17 protein-coding genes are annotated in these 22,647 nt (G+C 43.6%); 8 read left to right on the forward strand and 9 right to left on the reverse strand.

All coding sequences use genetic code 11. The features are described from left to right. Positions 1-144 precede the first annotated feature (144 nt). The 3 genes from L2729_RS20530 to acs form a co-directional block, all read right to left on the reverse strand. Positions 145-411, reverse strand: coding sequence for a GrxA family glutaredoxin (locus tag L2729_RS20530; protein ID WP_101089702.1), 267 nt, complete (start codon positions 409-411; stop codon positions 145-147). Positions 412-496: 85 nt separating this feature from the next. Next, positions 497-2,239 (reverse strand): DNA repair helicase RadD, encoded by a 1,743-nt coding sequence (gene radD, locus L2729_RS20535; protein WP_248989935.1) that lies wholly within the window; start codon positions 2,237-2,239, stop codon positions 497-499. A 164-nt stretch (positions 2,240-2,403) separates the two neighbouring features. Beyond that, complete coding sequence (acs, locus tag L2729_RS20540; protein ID WP_248989936.1) at positions 2,404-4,356, reverse strand: acetate--CoA ligase; 1,953 nt, start codon at positions 4,354-4,356, stop codon at positions 2,404-2,406. 173 nt (positions 4,357-4,529) lie between these two features. Here acs and L2729_RS20545 point away from each other — a divergent pair, with 173 nt between their 5' ends. Then, positions 4,530-7,958 (forward strand): PAS domain-containing hybrid sensor histidine kinase/response regulator, encoded by a 3,429-nt coding sequence (locus L2729_RS20545; protein WP_248989937.1) that lies wholly within the window; start codon positions 4,530-4,532, stop codon positions 7,956-7,958. A 52-nt stretch (positions 7,959-8,010) separates the two neighbouring features. Here the strand turns inward: L2729_RS20545 and L2729_RS20550 are convergent, their stop codons facing one another. After that, on the reverse strand, positions 8,011-8,343 hold the full coding sequence (locus L2729_RS20550) for a hypothetical protein (protein ID WP_101089706.1): 333 nt from the start codon (positions 8,341-8,343) through the stop codon (positions 8,011-8,013). Between the two features lie 401 nt (positions 8,344-8,744). Between L2729_RS20550 and L2729_RS20555 the strand changes: the two genes are divergently transcribed. Continuing rightward, complete coding sequence (locus L2729_RS20555; RefSeq protein ID WP_248989938.1) at positions 8,745-10,034, forward strand: NAD(P)/FAD-dependent oxidoreductase; 1,290 nt, start codon at positions 8,745-8,747, stop codon at positions 10,032-10,034. 60 nt (positions 10,035-10,094) lie between these two features. Here the strand turns inward: L2729_RS20555 and L2729_RS20560 are convergent, their stop codons facing one another. Further along, on the reverse strand, positions 10,095-10,754 hold the full coding sequence (locus L2729_RS20560; RefSeq protein WP_248989939.1) for a response regulator transcription factor: 660 nt from the start codon (positions 10,752-10,754) through the stop codon (positions 10,095-10,097). Positions 10,755-10,969: 215 nt separating this feature from the next. Then, positions 10,970-11,395, reverse strand: a complete 426-nt coding sequence (locus L2729_RS20565) for an acyl-CoA thioesterase (RefSeq protein ID WP_248989940.1) — start codon at positions 11,393-11,395, stop codon at positions 10,970-10,972. 275 nt (positions 11,396-11,670) lie between these two features. Between L2729_RS20565 and L2729_RS20570 the strand changes: the two genes are divergently transcribed. After that, entirely contained in the window at positions 11,671-12,093 is a 423-nt protein-coding gene (locus tag L2729_RS20570) for a GNAT family N-acetyltransferase (RefSeq protein ID WP_248989941.1), read from the forward strand. A gap of 144 nt (positions 12,094-12,237) precedes the next feature. On the opposite strand, the gene L2729_RS20575 is transcribed toward L2729_RS20570, so the two are convergent. Both L2729_RS20575 and ppsR read right to left on the reverse strand, forming a co-directional pair. Further along, complete coding sequence (locus tag L2729_RS20575; protein WP_248989942.1) at positions 12,238-13,302, reverse strand: 3-deoxy-7-phosphoheptulonate synthase; 1,065 nt, start codon at positions 13,300-13,302, stop codon at positions 12,238-12,240. 236 nt (positions 13,303-13,538) lie between these two features. Continuing rightward, entirely contained in the window at positions 13,539-14,351 is an 813-nt protein-coding gene (gene ppsR / locus L2729_RS20580) for a posphoenolpyruvate synthetase regulatory kinase/phosphorylase PpsR (protein ID WP_101089712.1), read from the reverse strand. 125 nt (positions 14,352-14,476) lie between these two features. On the opposite strand from ppsR, the gene ppsA reads away from it, so the two are divergent. The 5 genes from ppsA (at position 14,477) to L2729_RS20605 (ending at position 22,038) form a co-directional block, all read left to right on the forward strand. Next, positions 14,477-16,852 carry a phosphoenolpyruvate synthase gene (gene ppsA / locus L2729_RS20585; protein ID WP_248989943.1) on the forward strand — a complete coding sequence of 792 codons (2,376 nt, stop codon included), beginning with the start codon at positions 14,477-14,479 and terminating at the stop codon, positions 16,850-16,852. A gap of 482 nt (positions 16,853-17,334) precedes the next feature. Further along, positions 17,335-20,400 carry a D-2-hydroxyglutarate dehydrogenase YdiJ gene (ydiJ, locus tag L2729_RS20590; protein ID WP_248989944.1) on the forward strand — a complete coding sequence of 1,022 codons (3,066 nt, stop codon included), beginning with the start codon at positions 17,335-17,337 and terminating at the stop codon, positions 20,398-20,400. Between the two features lie 124 nt (positions 20,401-20,524). Then, positions 20,525-20,959 (forward strand): DUF1285 domain-containing protein, encoded by a 435-nt coding sequence (locus L2729_RS20595; protein ID WP_248989945.1) that lies wholly within the window; start codon positions 20,525-20,527, stop codon positions 20,957-20,959. A gap of 147 nt (positions 20,960-21,106) precedes the next feature. Continuing rightward, positions 21,107-21,526 (forward strand): MarR family winged helix-turn-helix transcriptional regulator, encoded by a 420-nt coding sequence (locus L2729_RS20600; protein WP_248989946.1) that lies wholly within the window; start codon positions 21,107-21,109, stop codon positions 21,524-21,526. A gap of 95 nt (positions 21,527-21,621) precedes the next feature. Further along, positions 21,622-22,038, forward strand: coding sequence for a PliI family lysozyme inhibitor of I-type lysozyme (locus tag L2729_RS20605; RefSeq protein ID WP_248989947.1), 417 nt, complete (start codon positions 21,622-21,624; stop codon positions 22,036-22,038). A 9-nt stretch (positions 22,039-22,047) separates the two neighbouring features. Here the strand turns inward: L2729_RS20605 and L2729_RS20610 are convergent, their stop codons facing one another. Then, the gene (locus L2729_RS20610; RefSeq protein ID WP_248989948.1) at positions 22,048-22,392 is read right to left on the reverse strand and encodes a hypothetical protein; all 345 of its coding nucleotides are present in this window, start codon (positions 22,390-22,392) and stop codon (positions 22,048-22,050) included. Positions 22,393-22,647 lie beyond the last annotated feature (255 nt).

The raw sequence follows: 22,647 nt of genomic DNA on the forward strand, positions 1-22,647 counted from the left end.
GTGCTTGAGATACGTCCATAAAAAATCCGAATGTAAGGAATACATTCGGATTTTCGCATGCTGAGAAGATCGGTCAACCGATCAAATATTGACTAACTGATCGGCATTAGGCAATAGCCTCCTTTTTTATTTTAAGCGTTTAACTTATGCCGCAGGCATTAGCTCGTTTGCTCTGACGTATTGTTCAAACTCAGTACATCCGCCAACATGGTCTTTATCGACAAAGATCTGTGGAACGGTTTCAACTGGCTTACCGACTGTTTTTTCAAGATCGGCTTTGCTGATCCCTTCTGCGTGAATATCAACATATTTAAACTTGAAATCATCACGCTTTTCAGTAAGTTGCTCAGCAACTTGTACTGCACGAACACAATAAGGACAACCTGGACGACCGAAAATCACAACAAACATAATAGTTCCTCTAAAATAGCTTGAGCACTTTATAACATAGGCGAGAGATTAGTTCTAATCGATATTTATAGTCGAGTTAATCGTATTATTCATTATCTGAGGGTTGTGTTTGATAACGGCCTTGGTAATCAAAGATAGACTCCAGTAAATCCCAGCCTTTTTTCCCTTTTTTAAGCAACAATAAATCCGGTTTTCTAAAGCAAAGCGCGTCAGCGGCTAACTCTTGAGCTGAGCTATATTTTTTATGCTTCATTCCCGGTGTTTTGCTATGTGGAAAAATAAACAGTGCAAATACGGCCCTTATTTGGGCGGGTGTTTGCATCTTAAAGTAACGACAGAAATCATTGCCTTCGATGTCGATATAACGCACTACTAAACGATCCTTTTCAGGCTCAAGCAACATTGTTTGGCACTTGAATAAGTGATGATGCTTCTGTTGTAACACCTCTTTGAGTCTTTTATCGGGATCAACTAATACGGCTTGGCAATGACCACATACCTTGGCGGCAATGTCGTTCTCTTCGCCGCAATTGGGGCAGGACTTGGAACGAAACCTAAAATCGCACTGTTGTTTACCCTCCGGTGTTTCAATCAAAGCTTGGCAACGTCTGCCAAAATGCTCAATGATATCGCCGTCTTCATCGGTCAAGCCCCAAAAGATATTGGCAAAATCACACACAGGGCAATGCACTTGCACAGGCTTGCACTTACTGTTGGGTTTAGGTTGGCCAACTTCAGGATAGAAAAAGTCATAGCCGTTTGCAGCGTAATCAATAATCAGGCATTCAGTTTTGTCTTTGTCGATCCTTAAGCCACGGCCAACCATTTGTTGGAAAAGACTGACAGAGGCAGTGGGGCGCATTATCGCAATAAGATCAACATGGGGAGCGTCGAAGCCCGTCGTCAGAACGGCAACGTTGACAAGGAACTTTATCTCTTTGGCTTTAAACGCGTGAATGAGAGCGTCTCTATCTTCACTCGAGGTTTTGGCGGTAATCAATGCAGGTTTACAGTCTGCCAGCTTAGCCATGATCTCTTCAGCGTGTTTGACCGTTGCGGCAAAGATAATCACGCCTTGGCGATGTTTAGCCAGCTCAATGAGCTGCTTAACAATTGCCGTAGTCGCTCGGCCACAATGGTTGAGTATCGAATTGACCTCAGATCCATTGTATTCACCGGTTGGCGTAGCGGTAAGCTCACTAAAGTCATATTGGGCGCTTAAGCCATCAAACATTTTTGGCTGACTTAGGAAACCTTGTTTAATTAATGGACGCATTGGCAGTTCAAAAATGCATTTTTCAAATACAGGTTTTTCGGTATTACCTATTTTGCCATGATAGTGCTGGCGGTAGATCCATCCTAAATCTAAGCGATAAGGCGTAGCGGTTAATCCTAACAGCCTTAAACGCTGATTCTTCGACTTTAAATGGCTTAATAGCTGTTGATACTGACTGTCTTTATCAGGGCTAACACGATGGCATTCATCGATGATGACGAGACTGTAAGGTTCGTCAAATTGCGCGGGGCGCTTAACTGCGGATTGAATGCTAGCAACGACGGTCTTGCCTGCTGTCGACTTTTGATTTAACCCCGCTGAATATATTGAAGCTTTATCGGTGAGTAAGCCGACTTTTTCGGCATTTTGCGCTACAAGCTCTTTAACGTGCGTTAATACCAATACACGCCCTTTAGCAATTCTGGCTAACTCCGCGATAACAATGCTTTTGCCTGCGCCAGTAGGCAAGACAAGCACGGCAGAGTCGGGGCTTGATTTAAAGTGGGCGATGGCAGCATCAACCGATTGTTGCTGATAATCTCTAAGTTGCACGAGTGAGTTTCCGTTTGGCATGCCATTGGGGGAGCAGATAACGAAATCATCACACAAATAAGGGGCGACGATAAGGAAAATATTGGCTTCTATCTTTTAGGCATAAAAAAAACCCCTCTTAAGAGGGGCTAGGGAAGGTCAAGTGGAGAGTGACTGCTTAATGATTACTCACTACGGTTGAGTCGAGACTCAATTAGAGTTTCAATCACTGCTGGATCGGCAAGTGTTGAAGAGTCGCCTAAGTTGGTCACTTCATTTGCGGCAATCTTACGCAGGAATCGACGCATGATCTTGCCTGAACGTGTCTTAGGTAATCCACCGGCCCATTGAATTAAATCTGGTGTTGCTAACGCACCAATCTCTTTTCTAACCCATTGGCGAAGTTCCTGACGCAGCTCTTCGGTTTCTACAGTGCCGCGAGTGAGCGTGACATATGCATAGATACCTTGACCTTTGATATCGTGAGGATAACCCACAACAGCGGCCTCAGCGACATCCTTATGGGCAACAAGGGCACTTTCAACTTCAGCAGTACCGAGTCGATGACCTGATACATTGATAACGTCATCAACACGGCCGGTGATCCAGTAATAACCATCTTCATCACGTTTAGCACCGTCACCCGTAAAGTACATGCCTCTAAACGTTTTAAAGTAAGTCAGTACAAAGCGTTCATGATCGCCAAATACGGTGCGCATTTGTCCAGGCCATGAATCTAGAATAACCAGATTACCTTCATTTGCGCCTTCAACGATATTGCCCATGTTGTCAACAAGTGCAGGCTGGACGCCAAAGAACGGACGCGTAGCAGAGCCAGGTTTAGTATCTGTAGCTCCTGGTAACGGGCTGATCAAAATGCCGCCAGTTTCAGTTTGCCACCAGGTGTCAACAATAGGGCACTTTTCATGACCAATGACGTCGTTGTACCAGCGCCATGCTTCTGGATTAATCGGTTCGCCCACCGAGCCCATAATGCGCAGTGAACTGCCATCAAAGTTATCAAACTGTTCTTTGCCTTCGGCCATTAGGGCGCGAATAAGCGTCGGTGCGGTATAAAGGATATTGACCTTATGTCTGTCAACTATTTCGCCTAGTCGAGCAGGGGTCGGATAATTGGGTACACCTTCGTGGATTAATACGGTTGCACCATTGGCTAACGGGCCATAAACCATGTAAGAGTGACCAGTGATCCAACCTACATCTGCGGTACACCAATACACTTCTCCGTCTTTGTAATCGAATACATACTCATGAGTCATCGCGGCGTAAACCATGTAACCACCGGTGGTATGTAACACACCTTTTGGATTACCGGTTGAGCCAGATGTGTAAAGTAAAAAGAGTGGGTCTTCAGCGCCCATCTCTTCTGGAACACAATGCTCTGATGCGGTTTCTAGCAAAGATTCCCACCAAATATCACGACCTTCAACCCAATTGATGTCGCCGCCTGTGCGCTTCATTACAATGACTTTTTCAACGCAATCGACATCAGGATGAGCAAGAGCCTCATCGACATTGGCTTTAAGGGGGATAATGCGGCCAGCACGTAAACCTTCGTCGGCGGTAATGATGACTTTTGATTTTCCATCAATCACGCGAGATGCGATGGAGTCTGGTGAGAAACCACCAAATACAACAGAGTGAACGGCACCAATACGGGCACATGCGAGCATGGCTACGACTGCTTCCGGCACCATCGGCATATAAATGGTCACGATATCGCCGCGTCGAACCCCTTGACTGCGAAGGGCATTGGCAAATTTACATACGTCGGCATGTAATTGACCATAAGTGATAGTGCGTTGATCTTTAGCATCATCGCCTTCCCAAATAATGGCGACCTTGTCGGCGTTGGTGTCTAAATGTCTGTCTAGGCAGTTAGCTGATGCGTTTAATGTGCCATCATAGAACCATTTTATGGATAAGTTATGGTCATCGAACGAAGTCTTCTTTACCTTAGTGAAAGGCTTAATCCAATCGATACGGTTGCCATGTTCTCTCCAGAAACCTTCAGGATTTACAATCGACTCTTGGTACATTTTTTTATATTGTTCGTCATTTACAAGTGCGTTTTTAGCGATTTCACTTGGAACTTTGTAGAGAGACGGCATGCTCATTGGGCTTCCCTTATCTAATAATGCGTGAGTTGAGTATGAATTGTGTAAGGGCTATATCTCTATTAGACCTTGGTCTAGTAAAAAAATATCCTTATTTTTTAAACGGTTGTAAATTATTTATGGCTAGATTTCATTCGTTTTTTACCGCAAAATAGGGAAAAAAAGAGAATCCTATGAATTTGACTGTTCTTGTTGGCACCATCGCCATTGTTTATGTCTGTCTATTGTTCCTCATCGCATGGGGAGCAGAGCGATGGTTCAGTCGCATCACTAAGCGTATTCAAGCCTGGATCTATGGTTTAAGCCTTGCTGTGTATTGCTCTTCTTGGAGCTTTTTAGGCACGGTCGGGCAGTCAGCCGATGACCTATGGTCTTTTCTGCCTATTTTTATCGGCCCAATTCTCATTTTTACTGTCGGTTTTGGTCTGCTGAGAAAAATGGTTATTGTGTCTAAAGCGCAGAATATTACCTCTGTGGCCGACTTTATTGCCGCAAGATATGGTAAATCTCAGCTGCTTGCGGCCATCGTGACCTTAATCGCCTTGTTTGGCATCATGCCGTATATTGCGCTGCAACTTAAGGCAATGGTCTTTAGCTTGAATCTTTTTCAACCAGAAGGGTCCTTGTTTGATGGCTCTACAGTGTCGCTGGTCATTACTGGGCTATTAGCTGTTTTCGCCATTTTATTTGGGACACGTAAGCTCGATGCAACCGAACATAACCCTGGAATGATACTGGCGATTGCCTTTGAGTCATTGGTCAAGTTAGGTGCTTTCTTATTGATTGGCGCGGTCATCAGTTTTAGTGTGTTTGACGGTTTCGGCGATATCTGGCAACAAGCGAGTGCGCAGGGCTTGATCAACAAACCTAATTTACGTATTGAATCATTAATGCCCGAGTTATTAGTGGGTATGGCGGCTTTTTTATGCATGCCAAGACAGTTCCATGTGATGATGGTCGAGTGTAATGATGAACAAACGATGGTTAAAGCGCGGTGGATGTTCCCGCTTTATCTGCTGTTGTTTGGCCTGTTTGTCGCGCCATTAGCGTTAGCTGGAAAGCTATTATTAGGTGACGCCGTTGCTGCTGACACTTATGTGATTAATTTACCACTGGCGCTCGATAAGCCGTGGCTTGCTGTTGTAGCGTTGTTAGGGACGTTGTCCGCAGCCACCGGAATGGTGATAGTGGCGGTCGTGACGATTAGCGTCATGGTGAGTAATGAGTGGTTGGTGCCATTAATGCTGCGTACAGGGCAGATAAAAGCGAGAAACTTTAGCCAGTTTTCGCAACTGCTGCTTAATGTACGTCGCCTTGCCATCATACTTATTTTAGGCTTGGGTTATTTTAGTTATCTTTCGTTTATGGATAATGACTCGCTATCCTCTTTAGGCATGTTGTCTTTTGGCGCTTTCGCGCAATTAGCTCCCGCGTTAATCGGCGGTATGTATTGGAAGCATGGTAATCGAAGTGGGGTGTTTTTAGGCCTTGCTGTCGGATTTGGGTGTTGGTGCTATATCTTGCTGCAAGGTGCTGCTGATTCCCCTGGGCTCGTCACAACGGACTTTGCCTTGCTCGATTCGATTAAACCCAATGTTCGCGATATTCTCATCGCTTTGCTCGCTAACTGTGCTTGTTATGTGCTTGGCTCTGTTTGGTTTCGTGCCGGTGTTGCTGAGCGTATGCAAGCCAGTGCCTTTGTCACTCCTGGGCGGTTAAAGAAGGCGACTAACCGCAAGAGTGCGGCGCTTTCTCAGCAAGACCTACTTATTCTCGCGAGTCGCTTTGTTAGCCCAACCCGTGCGTATGAGAGCTTTTCTGGTTTTTCAGAAGATGCGGTAAAGAGCGACAGTTGGCATAAAATCGCCCCGCCTGAATTGATTGAACACACTGAACATATGCTCGCGGGAGTGCTAGGTGCTTCAAGTGCTTCATTGGTTATGGATTCAGTATTACAAGGTCGAGATCTTGCCTTAGATGAAGTGTTTAGCCTTGTTGATGAGGCATCTTCAAAAATCATTTTGAGCCAAGATATGCTGCGCGGCGCAATCGAGCATGCATACGAAGGTATGAGTGTGGTGGATAAAGATCTGAATCTAGTGGCCTGGAATTTTAAATACGCTGAACTTTATGATTATCCAGATAACTTTTTGCAGGCAGGCATGCCCATTAAAGAGGTTGTCCGTTTTAATGCTAAGCGTGGCTACTGTGGTATTGGTGACATTGAGGACCAAGTAGAGAAGCGGGTGCAGCACATGCGAGATGGTACTCAGCATGTGTCTGAGCGCCAACGTAAAGATGGTAAGGTCATCAAGATTCAAGGGAATCCCATGCCTGGTGGCGGTTTTGTCATGACGTTTACCGACATTACCCAATACCGTTTGCAGGCCAAGGCATTACAAGAGTCGAACGAGACACTCGAAGCGAGAGTACAAGAGCGTACTTACGAGTTATCGATGCTCAACAGCAAACTGCTGGAGTCAAAAGCGCAAGAGGAGATGGCAAATGCCTCTAAGAGTCAGTTTTTAGCAGCGGTAGGACATGACTTGATGCAGCCCCTAAATGCGGCACGACTTTTTACCGCTTCACTCTCTCAGTATCCAAATTTGGACTTAGAGGCAAAGACAACCTTAAGTCACGTCAATAGTTCACTTAAAATTGCAGGGGAGTTGCTTACCGACTTGCTTGATATCTCTAAATTGGATTCAGGCATGGTAGATGTTAATCGTCGGGATTTTGCTATTGCGGACTTGCTTGATGGTTTAACCGTTGAGTTCCAGGCGATGGCAAAAGACTGCATGATTAAATTTAGCTCAATACCTTGTTCTGCAACGATCAATTCTGACCCGAGTTTGCTCAGACGGGTATTGCAAAATTTCCTCACCAATGCTTATCGCTACGCCAAAGGTAATCGTGTGCTATTGGGTTGCCGTTACCGCGAGACTGAACTTGAGATCCAAGTCTTGGATACCGGCTGCGGTATAGATGAGAGTGAAACTCAGGAGATTTTTAAAGAGTTTAAACGACTCGATAACCCAGAAAGTAAAAGCGTCAATGGTTTGGGGTTAGGTTTAGCGATTGCCGATAGAATAAGCCGTGTTTTAGAGCATGAAATTAGTGTGACTTCAATATTGGGCCAAGGCTCTGTATTTTCTATCAGAGTGCCACTGGGCGAAAAAGTGACGGCGCCAATAGCCAAGAAAATACCGTCTTTATTGCAACCATTAGCGGGCATCAAAGTATTATGCATTGATAATGAAGAGGCTATCTTAGCCGGGCTTGAGAGTTTATTGACGCGTTGGCAATGTGAAGTGATTTGCGCCAGTGATTTTGCTGATGCTAGAATTAAATTAGGCCTTAAAGGGGTCGCGCCTGATATCGTTCTTGCCGATTATCACTTGGATAACAATCAAAATGGTGTCGATGCAATGGATGGTGTTCGTAGTCTTTATGGCGAGCATTTACCAGGCATTTTGATTACCGCCAATACACGTAAAGATTTGATTGATGATGTACATGCTCGTGGTTATCACTACATGGCTAAAATGGTCAAACCTGCTGCGCTAAGAGCCTTGATTTCAAGCTTGATAAGAAAAGGGTAGTATTGATAAAATGGCACACTGATTAAGCGTGCCATTTTCTATCAATGACTTGTTACTCAACTTTTACTGGCGTTAAGCCTTTATCACGAGAATCTACTGCACTTTCGACATCGAATCCGCCTGTTTTCCAACTGTTGGCTTCTTTAGCATCAAAAGATTGGTTCTTCCAGTTACTGGCATTAGTTAGGTTAAATCCTTGTTTTGACCAACTTTCAGATTGCTCTGGGCTAAATCCACCGCCTTTCCATGCTTGAGCTTGTTCAGCGTTAAAACCAATATCTTTCCATGCTGCAATGTCTCGCTCAGACATGCCTTTCCACGTGGCAGGCGATGACGCACAGGCACTGAGGGCGAAGATCACAATAGCTAAACCGAGTTTTTTCATATCACAGTCCTTCTTTTGAATCGTTACTTAATCTGCCGAACCTGCAGAGAGTAATCCCTGAATCCCTATCGACAATGTATTTGTATCATTTTTAAGCTATACCGTTTGCCATCGACGCGCCTTGGGATGAAAGCCCAGCACTTTGAATTCATCACCATTTAATGATTAGGGTATTAAACGCTTACTATTGAAGATAGTCGTTGAAATATCACTCGACAAGTTATGGTTTCGAATAGGTTAAACAGCCCTCAGTCTGAAGAGAGGTATAAACGGATTAACTTATTTCATCGAGGCGAGTATTGGTTTTAAGACTGCTTGACCAAACGATACAGATGGATATACTGAACACAATGTAAAAAATATAAAACAAGAAGTAATCTATTACTCAAAAGGAAATTGTCATGCCAGAACCGCGCTGCAACTCATACTATAACGCTACCATTACAGATGAGACTGATTATCCTCAATTAGAGGGCGATATTCGCGTTGATGTTGTGATTGTTGGTGGCGGTTTTACCGGTGTCGCGACGGCGGTAGAACTGTGTGAAAAGGGCTATAAAGTCGCAATTGTTGAAGCTAATAAGATAGGTTGGGGGGCGACAGGTCGTAATGGCGGGCAGGTCACCGGGAGTCTTTCTGGCGATGCCGCGATGACTAAGCAATTAAAGAACAAAGTGGGTGCTGAAGCTGAAGATTTTGTGTGGAATATGCGTTGGCGTGGACATGAGATTATTAAAGCCCGAGTCAAAAAATATGCCATTGAATGTGATCTTAAATTTGGCCATTTACACACCGCTTATAAAGCCAGTCATATTGGCGAGCTGAAGCAAACCTTCGATGAAGGCTGCCGCCGTGGTATGGAAAGTGAGCTAGCCCTATTATCAAAAGAGCAGTTGCCCGATTACATTAATACGCCTTTGTATCATGCGGGTCTACTCAACAAGCGCAATATGCACCTTCATTCAGTCAACCTCTGCATTGGTGAAGCGAGAGCCGCTGAAAGTATGGGAGCGCTGATCTTTGAAGGATCAGCTGTATTGAATATTGAAGACGGTGTACTTGCTACTGTCACAACCGCAAAAGGCAAGATTACTGCTAATAGCGTGGTGCTCGCGGGGAATGCTTACCATAAATTAGCGCGTAAAAAGCTACGAGGAATGCTGTTCCCTGCATCGCTTGGCAATTGCGCTACTGCACAATTAACGCCTGAGCAGGCTCAAAACCTTATTCCCAAAGATGTCGCGGTTTACGATACTCGCTTCGTATTGGATTATTATCGTTTAACGGCTGATAACCGCTTGATGTTTGGAGGTGGAACCAATTACTCAGGCCGAGATTCAAAAGATGTGGCTAAGGCACTTAGACCGGCGATTGAGCGAACATTTCCTCAGTTAAAAGGGGTTGAAATAGAATACCAGTGGACGGGGATGGCTGGCATAGTGTTAAACCGTATTCCACAACTGGGCAAAGCATCGGCCAATGTTTTTTATTGCCAAGGTTACTCTGGGCATGGGGTTGCAACGTCCCATATCATGGGTGAAATAATGGCCAATGCTGTTGTTGGAGAGCTACAAGAATTTAGTTTGTTTGCTGAAATGTCGCACTTGCGGATCCCAGTCAATGAATGGGTTGGAAATCAGGCGCTCGCATTAGGAATGATGTATTACAAAGTGATGGAGAACTTTAGATAGGATATCAGCCATAAAAAAACCGCATTTTATTGCGGTTTTTTATTGATAACGTTTACCTGGTTAAAGGTCGACTTTTTCCATCTCTAGCTGCTGTAATGCGATAACCGCTTGAGTTCTATTTCGAACGCCAAGCTTTCTAAATATTGCTGTAGCGTGTGCTTTAATCGTGGCTTCTGATACACCTAAGTCATAGGCTATCTGCTTATTAAGCAAACCTTCGGCAAACATCTGCAGTACTTTATACTGCTGTGGCGTCAGATCGGATAGCTTACTGGCGACTTGATCGGTGCCATCGTCACTGACCTCTTTTAGCTCAACCCCCTCAGGCAACCAAACATCCCCGAATAGAACCGCTTCGAGTGCTGTTGCAAGGGTCTCCATTGATGACGATTTAGGGATAAACCCTGAACTACCATAATGAATGGCGCGGCTAATCGTCGTATTATCTTCATGAGCGGAGATAACAACCACCGGGAGTTCTTGATAGTGAGTTCTAAGGTGGATCAGCGTTGAATAACCGTGAGAGCCGGGCATCTGCAGATCGAGCAATACAACATCATATTCAATGTCTTTATTGTCTAATAGCTTTTGTAGCGCATCAGCGCTATCAGCTTCAAACCATTGGGTGTTTATAAATGCAGATGACAAAGCTTGTCTCAATGCATTTCTAAACAAAGGGTGGTCGTCAGCAATAATTATATTTAAGTTTTCAGGCTTCATGGCTTTATAGGGTTATTTTCGTTGCGCGTGAAGGTTCTTCAATGTAACAGATAAATGACAAGGGGTTCTATGGATTTATTAGGAAAGGTTATAATTTAGTGAAATTTTATATCGAGTTAGACTTTGGTCTAAAGACTAGGCTAGCGTTTAATAGATATGTTTAAACGTGAAGTAAAACAATGAGGATCATGCTCATAACCCTCAATCTAATTGGGTTACTTCTGGGTCCAAACTTTGGTGGGTTTTCTGTCATCATCAACCGCGACAAAGGTAAATACACCGCGTATTGCATGCTCACGATGATCTCGATACATGTCTTCAACGAAGATGTTCACTTCAACTTTGATTGAGGTGTTACCCACGTGAACCACTCGGGCAATAATTTCTGCTAAGGAGCCAGCAGGGATCGATTTATTGAAATCGATTTTATCTGAGCTCACGGTGACTAGCGTTTTACGGCAAAAACGAGTGGCTGCAATAAAAGCCGTCTCATCCATCCAAGATAATGCTTCACCACCAAAAAGGGTATTGTGGTGGTTAGTTATTGATGGAAAGACCGCTTTGATCACGCGAGCTTCAGATTGCTCAATTCTAAGTGACATAGCGTCACTAAATTGAGTCGGTATTTGAGTTAAGGGCATACGGCAACTTAAGGTTATGCATTCATAGGGGCGCGATTATAGTCGTTTGTTGGCATCCAAAAAAGATAATTTATAGCGATGTTGAAATGGATTAAAGTCCATTTGAGTAATATCGATGACTGCATGTCATCGCGTACTGTTTATGTGAGATTTACTCGCTTTACAATCGCATTTATTTTCAATACCTTGATACACTTTCATCGATATGGGATCTATACAAGAGATCAGTATTCCAACTATTTGTATGGCTAGATAGGGTAAAAGGAAAAACGTCAATGCATCAGATAAAACGTAAAGATAAGCTATCACAGCAGGAGCAAAGTACGATTTGGGATGGCATTGAAGGTTTTAGCCAAACTAAAGTCCCTGCGACTGGACGATATGAACTGGCTTTTTTGCTGCATGACAGTGAGGGTTTATTGCTTGGCGGTGTCCAAGGGAATTATGACAATTTTGGCTGGCTATGGATTGATTCGCTATGGGTATCGGCGGAACTGCGTGGTCAAGGGTACGGTATTCGTTTATTAGATGAAATTGAAGCGGAAGCTCGTATTAATGGTTGTAAAAACTCACATTTAACCAGTTTTAGCTATCAAGCTGTTGATTTATATAAACAGCAAGGCTATCGCGTTTTTGGTGAGCTTGAAGATTATCTTCCCGGACATAGTCGTTGTTGGTTAAGAAAAAACTTGGTTTAAGCATTATGTTGGTTTTTTGCTGAATAGTATTTCGATAGTTAAATAACGAGGAGAGAGGAGGGGATAAAAAAACGCAGTCACTATCTATAGCTGACTACGTTTTTAAGCGGTTAAATCTTGCTAGTGTATAGCTTTAGAATAAGGTTACTTTTTCAATAAGTCGATTCTTGCACGAGATGCTTTGGCTAAATCGCGTAGCAATACTTCAGAGTCTTCCCAGTGAATACAAGCATCGGTAATACTTTTACCATAGATAAGTGATTCGCCTGCAACAACCTTTTGATTACCTTCTTCAATAAAGCTTTCAGCCATAATACCAGCTATCGCAGTAGAGCCTTCGCTCATCTGCTGCATAATAGATTCGGCAACATCAAATTGCTGTTTATGCTTCTTTTGGCTGTTACCGTGGCTAAAATCAACAACGATACGTTGAGTTACACCCACGCTATTAAGTTGTGTTGCCACTTTTTCGATATCAGCTGCATGGTAGTTAGGTTGTTTACCACCGCGTAGAATGATGTGACCAAATGGATTACCGTGCGTGCGGTAAACGGCCATTGCACCGTCTTTATCAGGTGAATAAAAGATATGCGGTGCTTGCGCTGCTCGGACTGCATCGACTGCGATATCTATATTGCCATCGGTACCATTTTTGAAACCAACAGGGCAAGAAAGTGCAGAGGCCATTTCGCGGTGAATCTGACTTTCAGTGGTACGCGCACCAATAGCACCCCAAGTAATCAGGTCGGCAATGTACTGACCATTGACCATATCAAGAAACTCGGTTGCGATAGGTAGCTTAAGTTCAGAGATCTGCTGTAAAAGGTGGCGTGCTTTACGAAGGCCTTTATTAGGGCTAAAGCTACCGTCTAGATCTGGATCTGAAATAAGGCCTTTCCAACCAACCGTAGTACGAGGCTTTTCAAAGTAGACGCGCATTAGAATGCACAGATCATCTTTATATTGCTGGTGCAATTTGGCTAAACGCTGAGCGTACTCGAGTGCAGCTTCAGTATCATGTATCGAACAAGGGCCGATAATGACAAGCAGTCGTTGATCTTCGCCATTGATAATAGCTTCAACTTCGCGGCGCTGCTCGACTAGATAGTCTGCTGCGTCTTGCGTTAAAGGGTATTCAGAAGCGAGTTGTGCAGGTGAAATTACCTTACATAATAGGGAGGTGCGTAGTTCGTCTGTTTTAATGGTCATTCACAATACCGAGCGTTTGTATGGGCTTTTTGCCTGATTACTTCGGATTATAACGAATAGTAGCGCTATGCACAGTGGCAAATATGGGAAATTTAGCGCTAATTTGCCTCTTATTTGAAACTATTTGATTTAAGTTATACCCAAGCCGCTTGGAAATGCATAAATCAGAGGGCATTCTCATGTGGCTTGGGTAGTAAGGCTTTTGTTCTAAAAAGCCCTTAATTTGCTTTGGGAGTTTAAAACATGTGGCGCTCTAAACTGGTGGCTTCGAGGATTTTGGTAGCAATCTCTTCAACGGAATGATTGGTGGTGTTTACAAAAGGGATGCGCTCTCTTTTGTACATCATTTCGACCTCTTTCACTTCCATTCTACATTGGCGTAATGACGAGTAACGACTGTTCGACATGCGGCTTTGACGGATCTCATGTAAACGCACAGGATCAATTGTTAGGCCGAATAACTTATCTTTGTTGCGCTTTAGCGCATCAGGGAGCTTTAAATTATCCATGTCATCTTCAGTAAAAGGATAGTTCGCTGCCTTTATACCAAACTGCATTGATAGATACAGGCTTGAAGGGGTTTTACCGCAGCGAGATACTCCGAGTAAAATGAGGTCCGCCTTGTCCATATGTTTCATGGTTTGGCCGTCATCGTTCTCCATTGCGTAGTTAATAGCTTCTATTCGTGCTTCATAACTGTCATTGGTTTTACCATGTGTACGGTGTAAAGCTGGCGTTGCAGGCATGCCTAATTGTTTCTCTAATGGCGCAACAAAGGTGTTCAAAAAGTCATAATCCAAACCTTCACTGCTATAGATGATGTTTCTAATCTCAGCTTTTACGATGGAATGGAAAACCAGAGGCCGTTCACCTGTTGTAATAAAACAATCATTAATTTGTGCCTTAACAGACTCAGCTTTTTTTTCTGTTTCAACGAACGGAATCGTAAGTGCGTCAAATTCAAGGGGAAACTGTGATAAAACTGCATGGCCAAACACTTCTGCTGTGATCGCCGTCCCATCTGAGATATAAAATACTTTACGTAACATTTTGGCCTCTTGTAGTAATAAAATTACAAATAAAATTATACATTTACGCTTGTTGCCGTGGAGTGTAAAATGCCGCTGCTCTCGTGTGAAGAGCCAAACTGAAATATACTTGCGGAGATAGAACTGTGCAGCAATACGTACTCTGGTATCAAGAATTAGGCATGGGTGACGTCAACAAGGTAGGCGGAAAGAACGCTTCTCTTGGTGAGATGATTAGCAATCTTTCAAATGCAGGTGTTCAGGTGCCTGGTGGATTTGCTACAACGTCTTTCGCGTTCAATGAATTCCTTGAACAAAGCGGACTTAACCAGAAGATATACGAAATTCTAGACGTTCTAGATGTAGATGATGTTAACGCACTCGCTACAGCCGGTGCACAGATCAGACAGTGGGTTATCGATACACCATTTCACCCAGCATTTGAGCAAGCAGTTCGTGAGTCTTACGACAAGCTTGCCGCTGAAACCAGCGACGCATCTTTTGCGGTTCGCTCTTCAGCTACTGCAGAAGATATGCCGGATGCATCTTTTGCAGGACAACAAGAAACATTTCTTAACGTTAAAGGTTACGAAGCTGTTTTAGTTGCGACTAAACACGTATTTGCTTCGCTATTTAACGACCGCGCAATTTCTTACCGAGTTCACCAAGGTTACGACCATAAAGGCGTAGCGCTTTCAGCTGGTGTACAACGTATGGTGCGCTCTGACACTGCTGCTTCTGGTGTAATGTTCACTATGGACACTGAGTCTGGCAACAATGACGTGGTATTTATTACTTCTTCATTCGGTCTAGGTGAAATGGTTGTTCAGGGTGCTGTTAACCCAGATGAGTTTTATGTGCACAAGCCATCTTTGGTTGCTGGTCATAAAGCCGTTGTTCGCCGTAATATCGGTAGCAAGCTTATCCAGATGGTGTATTCAGACGATGAATCTCACGGTAAGCAAGTTAAGATTGAAGATATCGCTGCTGACAAGCGTCGTGAATTTTCAATTAATGACGCAGAAGTACAAGAGCTTGCCAAGCAAGCAATGACAATCGAGAAGCACTACGGTCGTCCAATGGACATCGAGTGGGCAAAAGACGGTAACGACGGTAAGTTGTATATTGTTCAAGCTCGCCCTGAAACTGTTCGTTCTCGTGAAGATGTGCAGCTTATTGAGCGCTACCATCTTAAAACTAAAGGTGATGTCGTTTGTGAAGGCCGTTCAATCGGTCACAAAATTGGTAAAGGCGTTGCTAAAGTCCTTAAGTCAATTGAAGACATGGACCAAATCCAACCGGGTGATGTACTTGTTACTGACATGACAGATCCTGATTGGGAACCTATCATGAAGCGTGCAAGCGCTATTGTGACAAACCGTGGTGGCCGTACATGTCACGCTGCGATTATCGCACGTGAACTCGGTGTCCCAGCGGTTGTTGGTTGTGGCGATGTCACTGAACGTATTAAGAACGGTCAAGAAGTGACTGTCTCTTGTGCTGAAGGTGATACTGGTTTTATCTATAACGGTCTGCAAGATTTCGAAGTGATTTCATCACGTGTTGATTCTATGCCTGATCTGCCAATGAAAGTAATGATGAACGTGGGTAACCCAGACAGAGCATTTGATTTTGCTCGCCTGCCTAATGAAGGTGTTGGTCTAGCGCGTCTTGAGTTCATCATTAACCGTATGATTGGTATTCACCCTAAAGCACTGCTTGAGTTCAACCAGCAAACGGCTGAGCTTCAAGAAGAGATCCACGAGATGATCGCGGGTTATGAATCTCCAGTTGAGTACTATGTTGCTCGCTTGGTTGAAGGTATTGCGACTATCGCTTCTGCGTTCCATCCAAAGAAAGTGATTGTTCGTATGTCTGACTTTAAGTCAAACGAATACGCAAACCTTGTTGGTGGTGACCGTTATGAGCCAGAGGAAGAGAACCCAATGTTGGGCTTCCGTGGTGCAAGCCGTTATATCTCAGAATCGTTCCGTGACTGTTTCGCACTTGAGTGTGAAGCGATTAAGCGAGTACGTAATGACATGGGTCTTAAGAACGTAGAGATCATGATCCCATTCGTTCGTACTGTGAGCGAAGCTGCGCAAGTCATTGAGCTGCTTAAAGAGGAAGGTCTTGTACGTGGTAAAGATGGCCTTCGCGTTATTATGATGTGTGAGCTTCCATCAAACGCGCTGCTTGCTGATCAGTTCCTTGAGCATTTCGATGGCTTCTCAATTGGTTCAAACGACTTAACTCAGTTAACGCTGGGTCTTGACCGTGACTCTGGCATTATTAGCCATCTATTTGATGAGCGTAATGAGGCAGTAAAAGTACTACTTGCAATGGCCATTAAAGCGGCTAAAGCAAAAGGTGCTTACGTGGGTATTTGTGGTCAAGGTCCTTCAGACCACAATGATTTTGCGGCTTGGTTAGTTGAACAAGGCATCGATACTGTATCGCTAAACCCTGATACCGTTATCGATACTTGGTTATATTTAGCCAAAGCACATAACGAAGCTTAAACGCTAAAATGCGGTGTTAAATCTGTATGATTTAACATTTCGTTAATAAATAAAAAAGCCGCTATTTAGCGGCTTTTTTAATACCCGAACAACTTGGACATGCTCGTTTAAGAGGTATTATACCGGTTCCATTCTAGTCGTATTAGGTAGGGCTTCCTTCCAGTACTCTCTGTCAAAAAGAACGAAAGGCTACTGCATCTAGCTCTCGCCTCAGACCCACACTTCTGCCGATAACATATTAAAGCCTTATTCTATGGGGATTATTACCATCTAGAATGCACTTTATACTGCAATGTTGATGCAGCCAAGGGATCTCCATCTCCAAATCAATGCAATCTCCAAGGAGGGCAATGTCAGTGATGCGGGAGCATATTACTGAAATTGCCTAAAGCGTATAAATTCCCACTGAAGCCTGCATTTTCAAGTAGCTTGGGTATATAATGCTGAGATAAACCTAAGAATAATAATTAACAGAAGCTGCTATGTTACCGAAATTATCTCATCAACAAACGCTTGAACCAATATACCTTTCTTTTTTAACGAGACTAGAAGAGGGAACATTTTCTGGTGATATCGATACTCGTTATAGTGCGCGTCTAGCCCAAGCGACCGATAATTCGGTATATCAATTTTTGCCTCAAGCGGTGATTTATCCTAAAACGGCTGAGGACGTCCAGATAGCACTGCAGCTTGCTTATCAAGATGAATTCTCCAAGGTTGTCTTTAGCGCTAGAGGCGGTGGCACCGGCACCAATGGTCAGTCATTAACCCATGGCATTATTGTTGATATGTCACGCTATATGAACCACGTGCTAGAGGTTAATGCGGCTGAAGGCTGGGTAAAAGTGCAGGCGGGTGTGGTTAAAGATGCGCTCAATGATGCATTACGCCCCCATGGCTTCTTTTTTAGCCCAGACTTATCGACGTCCAATCGCGCGACATTAGGCGGAATGATAAATACCGACGCCTCGGGCGCCGGTTCACTCGTTTATGGTAAAACCTCAGATCACGTACTCGGGCTAACGAGCATTTTATTTGATGGTAGCGAGCTTCAGACTCAGCCGGTCAGCGAGAGCCAATTAAACGATGTTACATCGATAACCGATAACGTATTAGGGCAGCAGCTAATTACCACGATTGCACAAATGTGCAAAGGTAATCGAGAACAGATTGAGCAACGTTTTCCTAAGTTAAACCGTTTTTTGACGGGTTATGACCTTAAAAATGTTTGGGATGACACTTTAGAGAACTTCGATCTGTCACGTATTTTGACCGGTTCAGAAGGCACATTGGCAGTGATCACCGAAGCCAAGTTGAATATTACCCCGCTACCAACATGCCGAATGATGGTTAACATCAAGTATGATTCATTTGTATCTGCGTTGCGTCATGCGCCTGATTTAGTCAAAACCAATGCCACCGTGGTTGAAACGGTCGATTCAAAAGTGCTTAATCTGGCCAAACAGGACATTATTTGGCATTCGGTGTCTTCCTTAATTACCGACGTTCCAGGTAAAGAAATCGACGGCCTAAACATGGTTGAGTTCGCTGGTGAACAAGCTGATGTTGAAGCAAGACTGGCTAAACTTGAAGCCATGTTAACCGCGCAAATAGCCAATAGCGAAGCTGGATTGTTGGGTTATCAAGTCACCTCCGATAGAAGCAGTATTGATACTATTTATGCGATGCGTAAGAAAGCGGTCGGTTTATTGGGCGCGGCCAAGGGCACTCGCAAGCCGCTCGCATTTGCAGAAGACACTGCTGTACCACCAGAAAAGCTTGCTGATTTTATTGTTGAATTTAGAGCTTTGCTCGATAGCCATCAATTGCAGTACGGCATGTTTGGTCATGTAGATGCTGGCGTGTTACATGTGCGCCCTGCACTCGATATGTGCGATGTAGAAGATGAAAAGCTGCTAAGAACAATCTCTGACCAAGTGGCCTCTCTAACGCTGAAATATGGCGGTTTGATGTGGGGAGAGCATGGTAAAGGTGTTCGCGGTGAATACGGACCTGCTGTTTTTGGTGAGCATTTATATGGCTTGCTCGAAGAGGTTAAAGGTCTGTTTGATCCCCAAAATAAGCTCAATCCAGGTAAGCTAGTTGCACCGAAAAACAGTGGGCCGATGATTTACAATGTCGATAGCGTTAAGCGCGGCAGCTTTGATAGACAAATTCCGATCCAAACCCGAAACGCGTTTCCTGATGTGATGAACTGCAATGGTAATGGCTTGTGCTTTAACTACAGCGCCTATTCGCCAATGTGTCCATCGTTCAAAGTCACAGGTGACCGAGTTCAGTCACCTAAAGGCCGTGCAGGACTCATGCGTGAATGGCTGCGACTGCTTGAAGCTGAAGGCATAGATGTCAATGAGCTTACTCGTTCTAAGCCGTTAGGTTGGCTGCAACGAGCGCAGAATTCGTTAAAAAGTGATAAAGAGTATGACTATTCACATGAAGTGATGGAGTCTCTTAAAGGCTGTTTGGCGTGTAAAGCTTGCTCAAGTCAGTGCCCCGTTAAAGTGGATGTACCCAAATTTAGAGCGCAGTTTTTTGATATTTACTACAAGCGTTATCTGCGTCCCGCAAAAGATTACTTAGTCGCAGGCATTGAAGACTCGCTGCCGTTAATGGCTAACGCGCCAAGACTGGTGAATGCGGTATCGCAAAATAGCTTAAGTAAATGGGTAATAAAGAAGTCTCTCGGTTATGTTGATGCGCCAGCCTTATCAGTTCCAACGTTAAAGCAACGTTTAGAAGGACACGCTAGCAGGGGCTATGATTTAGCTGCTCTGCAACAAATTCCAGTCTCGCAGCGCAGTGAATACGTATTAGTAGTACAAGACCCTTTTAATAGTTTTTATGAAGCGGGAACGGTGCTGCATTTCATCCAGCTTATTGAAAAATTGGGCCTTAAACCCGTATTACTGCCGTTTAAACCTAATGGTAAGCCTATTCATATTAAGGGCTTCTTAGATAAGTTTGCTCGGACGGCTAAGTCGACTGCTGATTTCTTAAATGAGGTGGCTCAGCTTCATATGCCGATGGTGGGTATTGATCCTGCGTTAGTACTTTGTTATCGAGACGAATATGCAGAAGTACTTGGTGGCGCCAGAGGGGATTTCCATGTCCAACTTGCAAATGAATGGTTATTGGATGTCCTCAAAGCTGAACCTAAGCAGAAGGAAAGTGAGCCTGCCAGTGACGGTTCAGAGCGCAGTAAACCTGAGTTTACTTGGTTTAGTCACTGCACAGAATCAACCACCAAGCCCAATACCGCAAATGAGTGGAAAGGGATTTTCGAGCATTTTGGTGCCAAGCTTAATACGGTGAATTTAGGGTGCTGTGGTATGGCAGGAACATATGGCCATGAAGCTGAAAATTTTGAGCGCTCTAAAGCGTTGTACGGTATGTCTTGGGAGCAAACGTTATCGAAGCTGCCGCAGTCTCAAGTGTTGGTTTCAGGTTACTCTTGTCGAAGTCAGGTGAAACGTTTTAGCGGTTATAAACCAAAGCATCCGATAGAAGCATTGCTAACGTTACTGTAACGGTACTCATCCTGAAAAAACTAGCCAATGGCTAGTTTTTTTATATTAGACGATTGGTATCTCTATACCCAAGTGGCTTGGGTATAGAGTAGACTGAATAAAGTGAACAGGAGCGGAGGTGACTATGACATCAAAGGAATCAAACGTGACTGATGCGATGGCATCTTTAACACCAAGCGTCCCTTTGTGCGCTGATACAGCGATTTTCGAGATCACTGATAACGGCGACTGGTTCTATCAGGGAGGGCTGCTACCGCTTAAGTTTAGTAAGCTTTTTGCCAGTATCTTAAATAGAATTGATGATGAGTACTTTCTCATCACGCCAGTGGAAAAGCTAAAAGTCGAGGTCGTCAACCAAGCATTAATCATTGTTGATTATGATGCTGATGGCAAGGGTGGATATGAGCTGGTATCGAGTATCAATACTCGTCACCACATTTCAACGTTTGAAGGGTTTATTGTGAGTGACGATAAAATAACAACAAGGGTAGAAAGGGGAGTTATTGCACGACTTAATCGAGCCTGTTTTTATCGTTTTATTAATGAGTTTATAGCCTGACAGCCCCTTAAGCCAAATGTGCTATTTCAAGCTGATGATTTATAAGCTGTTTGATTGAATTTTGATAATTAGCTAACCCGAAGACTAGTTTCTTTTAGCGTAAGTGATAAGATTGAATGAAGCGCTATATAGCAGTGGAGGTGCTGATTGAATCGATTTGAAAGCTTAGGTTACTTGGTCTCTCATTTAAATGTAGACCTACAAAATGCATTAGATCAAAAGCTTAAACGCTATGATCTGGACATAAAACTCTGGCCAGTGTTGTTTTCACTTTGGCAGGAAGAGGGCGTGACACAAACTGAGCTTTCCAAACGTTGTGATGTGGCTAATTACACCATGACCAGATTACTCGATCAGTTGCAGCTACAGCAGTTAATCACCCGTCAGCAAGATGTCGACAATCGTCGCGCCTTCAATATCTATTTGACTAATAACGGTAAAGCTTTAGAGCAAGATCTTATTCGTGAAGCTGAGCGAGTGAATGAAACCTTTCTTGATAACCTAAGCCTTGATGAACGTACTACATTTCTAGCTCTGATCAATAAAATCAATCGTTTTACCGATTAATGTTACGGCTAAATATTGTTGATATCCAGATGCGACAATCAATGATTAATAACCATCATACTTTCTAAAGGGTACACGTTTAAAATGGAGTTTTTATGTATCGAATGCTGCTAATAATTGCCGTTATTGCTGGCTTAACGGCTTGCTCGGTCAATATCAATAAATCAAAAAAGAAGCAACCGACGCTAGAGACGGTCGAACAAACTTACCCTGCTGAAGGGTTTATCCAATCGATTACTCTGGCTAATGGTTCTACTTTGGTGGTTGAAGAAGGGCGCCTAGAACCTCGTTCTATTGGCAGTATCAGTGTTAAATTGTATAGAGATCTGTATGTGGGTGACTTTATTGCTGCGGTTAATTTTGTTCGCGACGGAACAATCGTTAAGGCGGTACTGATTGAGAATGGCACGGATAGTCAAAAGTTATCGATTACAACCGTGACAGCAGGAAGCGGTAATTATCAAGCAAGTCAGTTAGTTTGCGTCACATCGAACGATATTCAATTATGTTGAGATAAATATTTAACTCATTGTAAGCACTAATACTGCGAGTAAGCCAACGGCAAGGATGCCTTGTTGGATCATTAAGCGGCTTCGATACAACTCTTTTTTGCCCTGCTTTAGGCTTGCTACTAGGTTGTTCTGTTTATAAATACGACAGATAAGCTGCTCAGTCATTGGGTCGAGACAGAGATGTAGCCTCGCAGGTTTACCATCTTTAAGCATCACATTATGCTCGCTCTGATGGCCAAAGTTTAGTTTTCTCGATACGCGTTTTCCATTCACATATGCTTGTTCTAAACCGCACCAGTTACTGGCTTGTAGTTCAATGTTTTCTTGGTTGAGATCATACTTAAAACACACCATTTGACGACCCTCAATTTCCCTAGGGCCTTTAATTCAAGCAGAGGAATATGACCTTTGCCAGTTTGATAAAATGAAAATTTTATGAACAATCGCTATGTATATGGAACTATGCAGATAATAGTCAAAAAAAAACCAAGCAAGTGCTTTAATGCCGTTCACTTAAGGTGAGCGGCATTTTTGTTTCTAGCATATCGTTGAGGCCGTGGCTTTACTGTTCTGGGGAATGTTCTTTCCCGCCGGGGTTCAAGTACCAAG

The sequence above is a fragment of the Shewanella gelidimarina genome, from assembly GCF_023283945.1.
Lineage (GTDB): Bacteria > Pseudomonadota > Gammaproteobacteria > Enterobacterales > Shewanellaceae > Shewanella > Shewanella gelidimarina.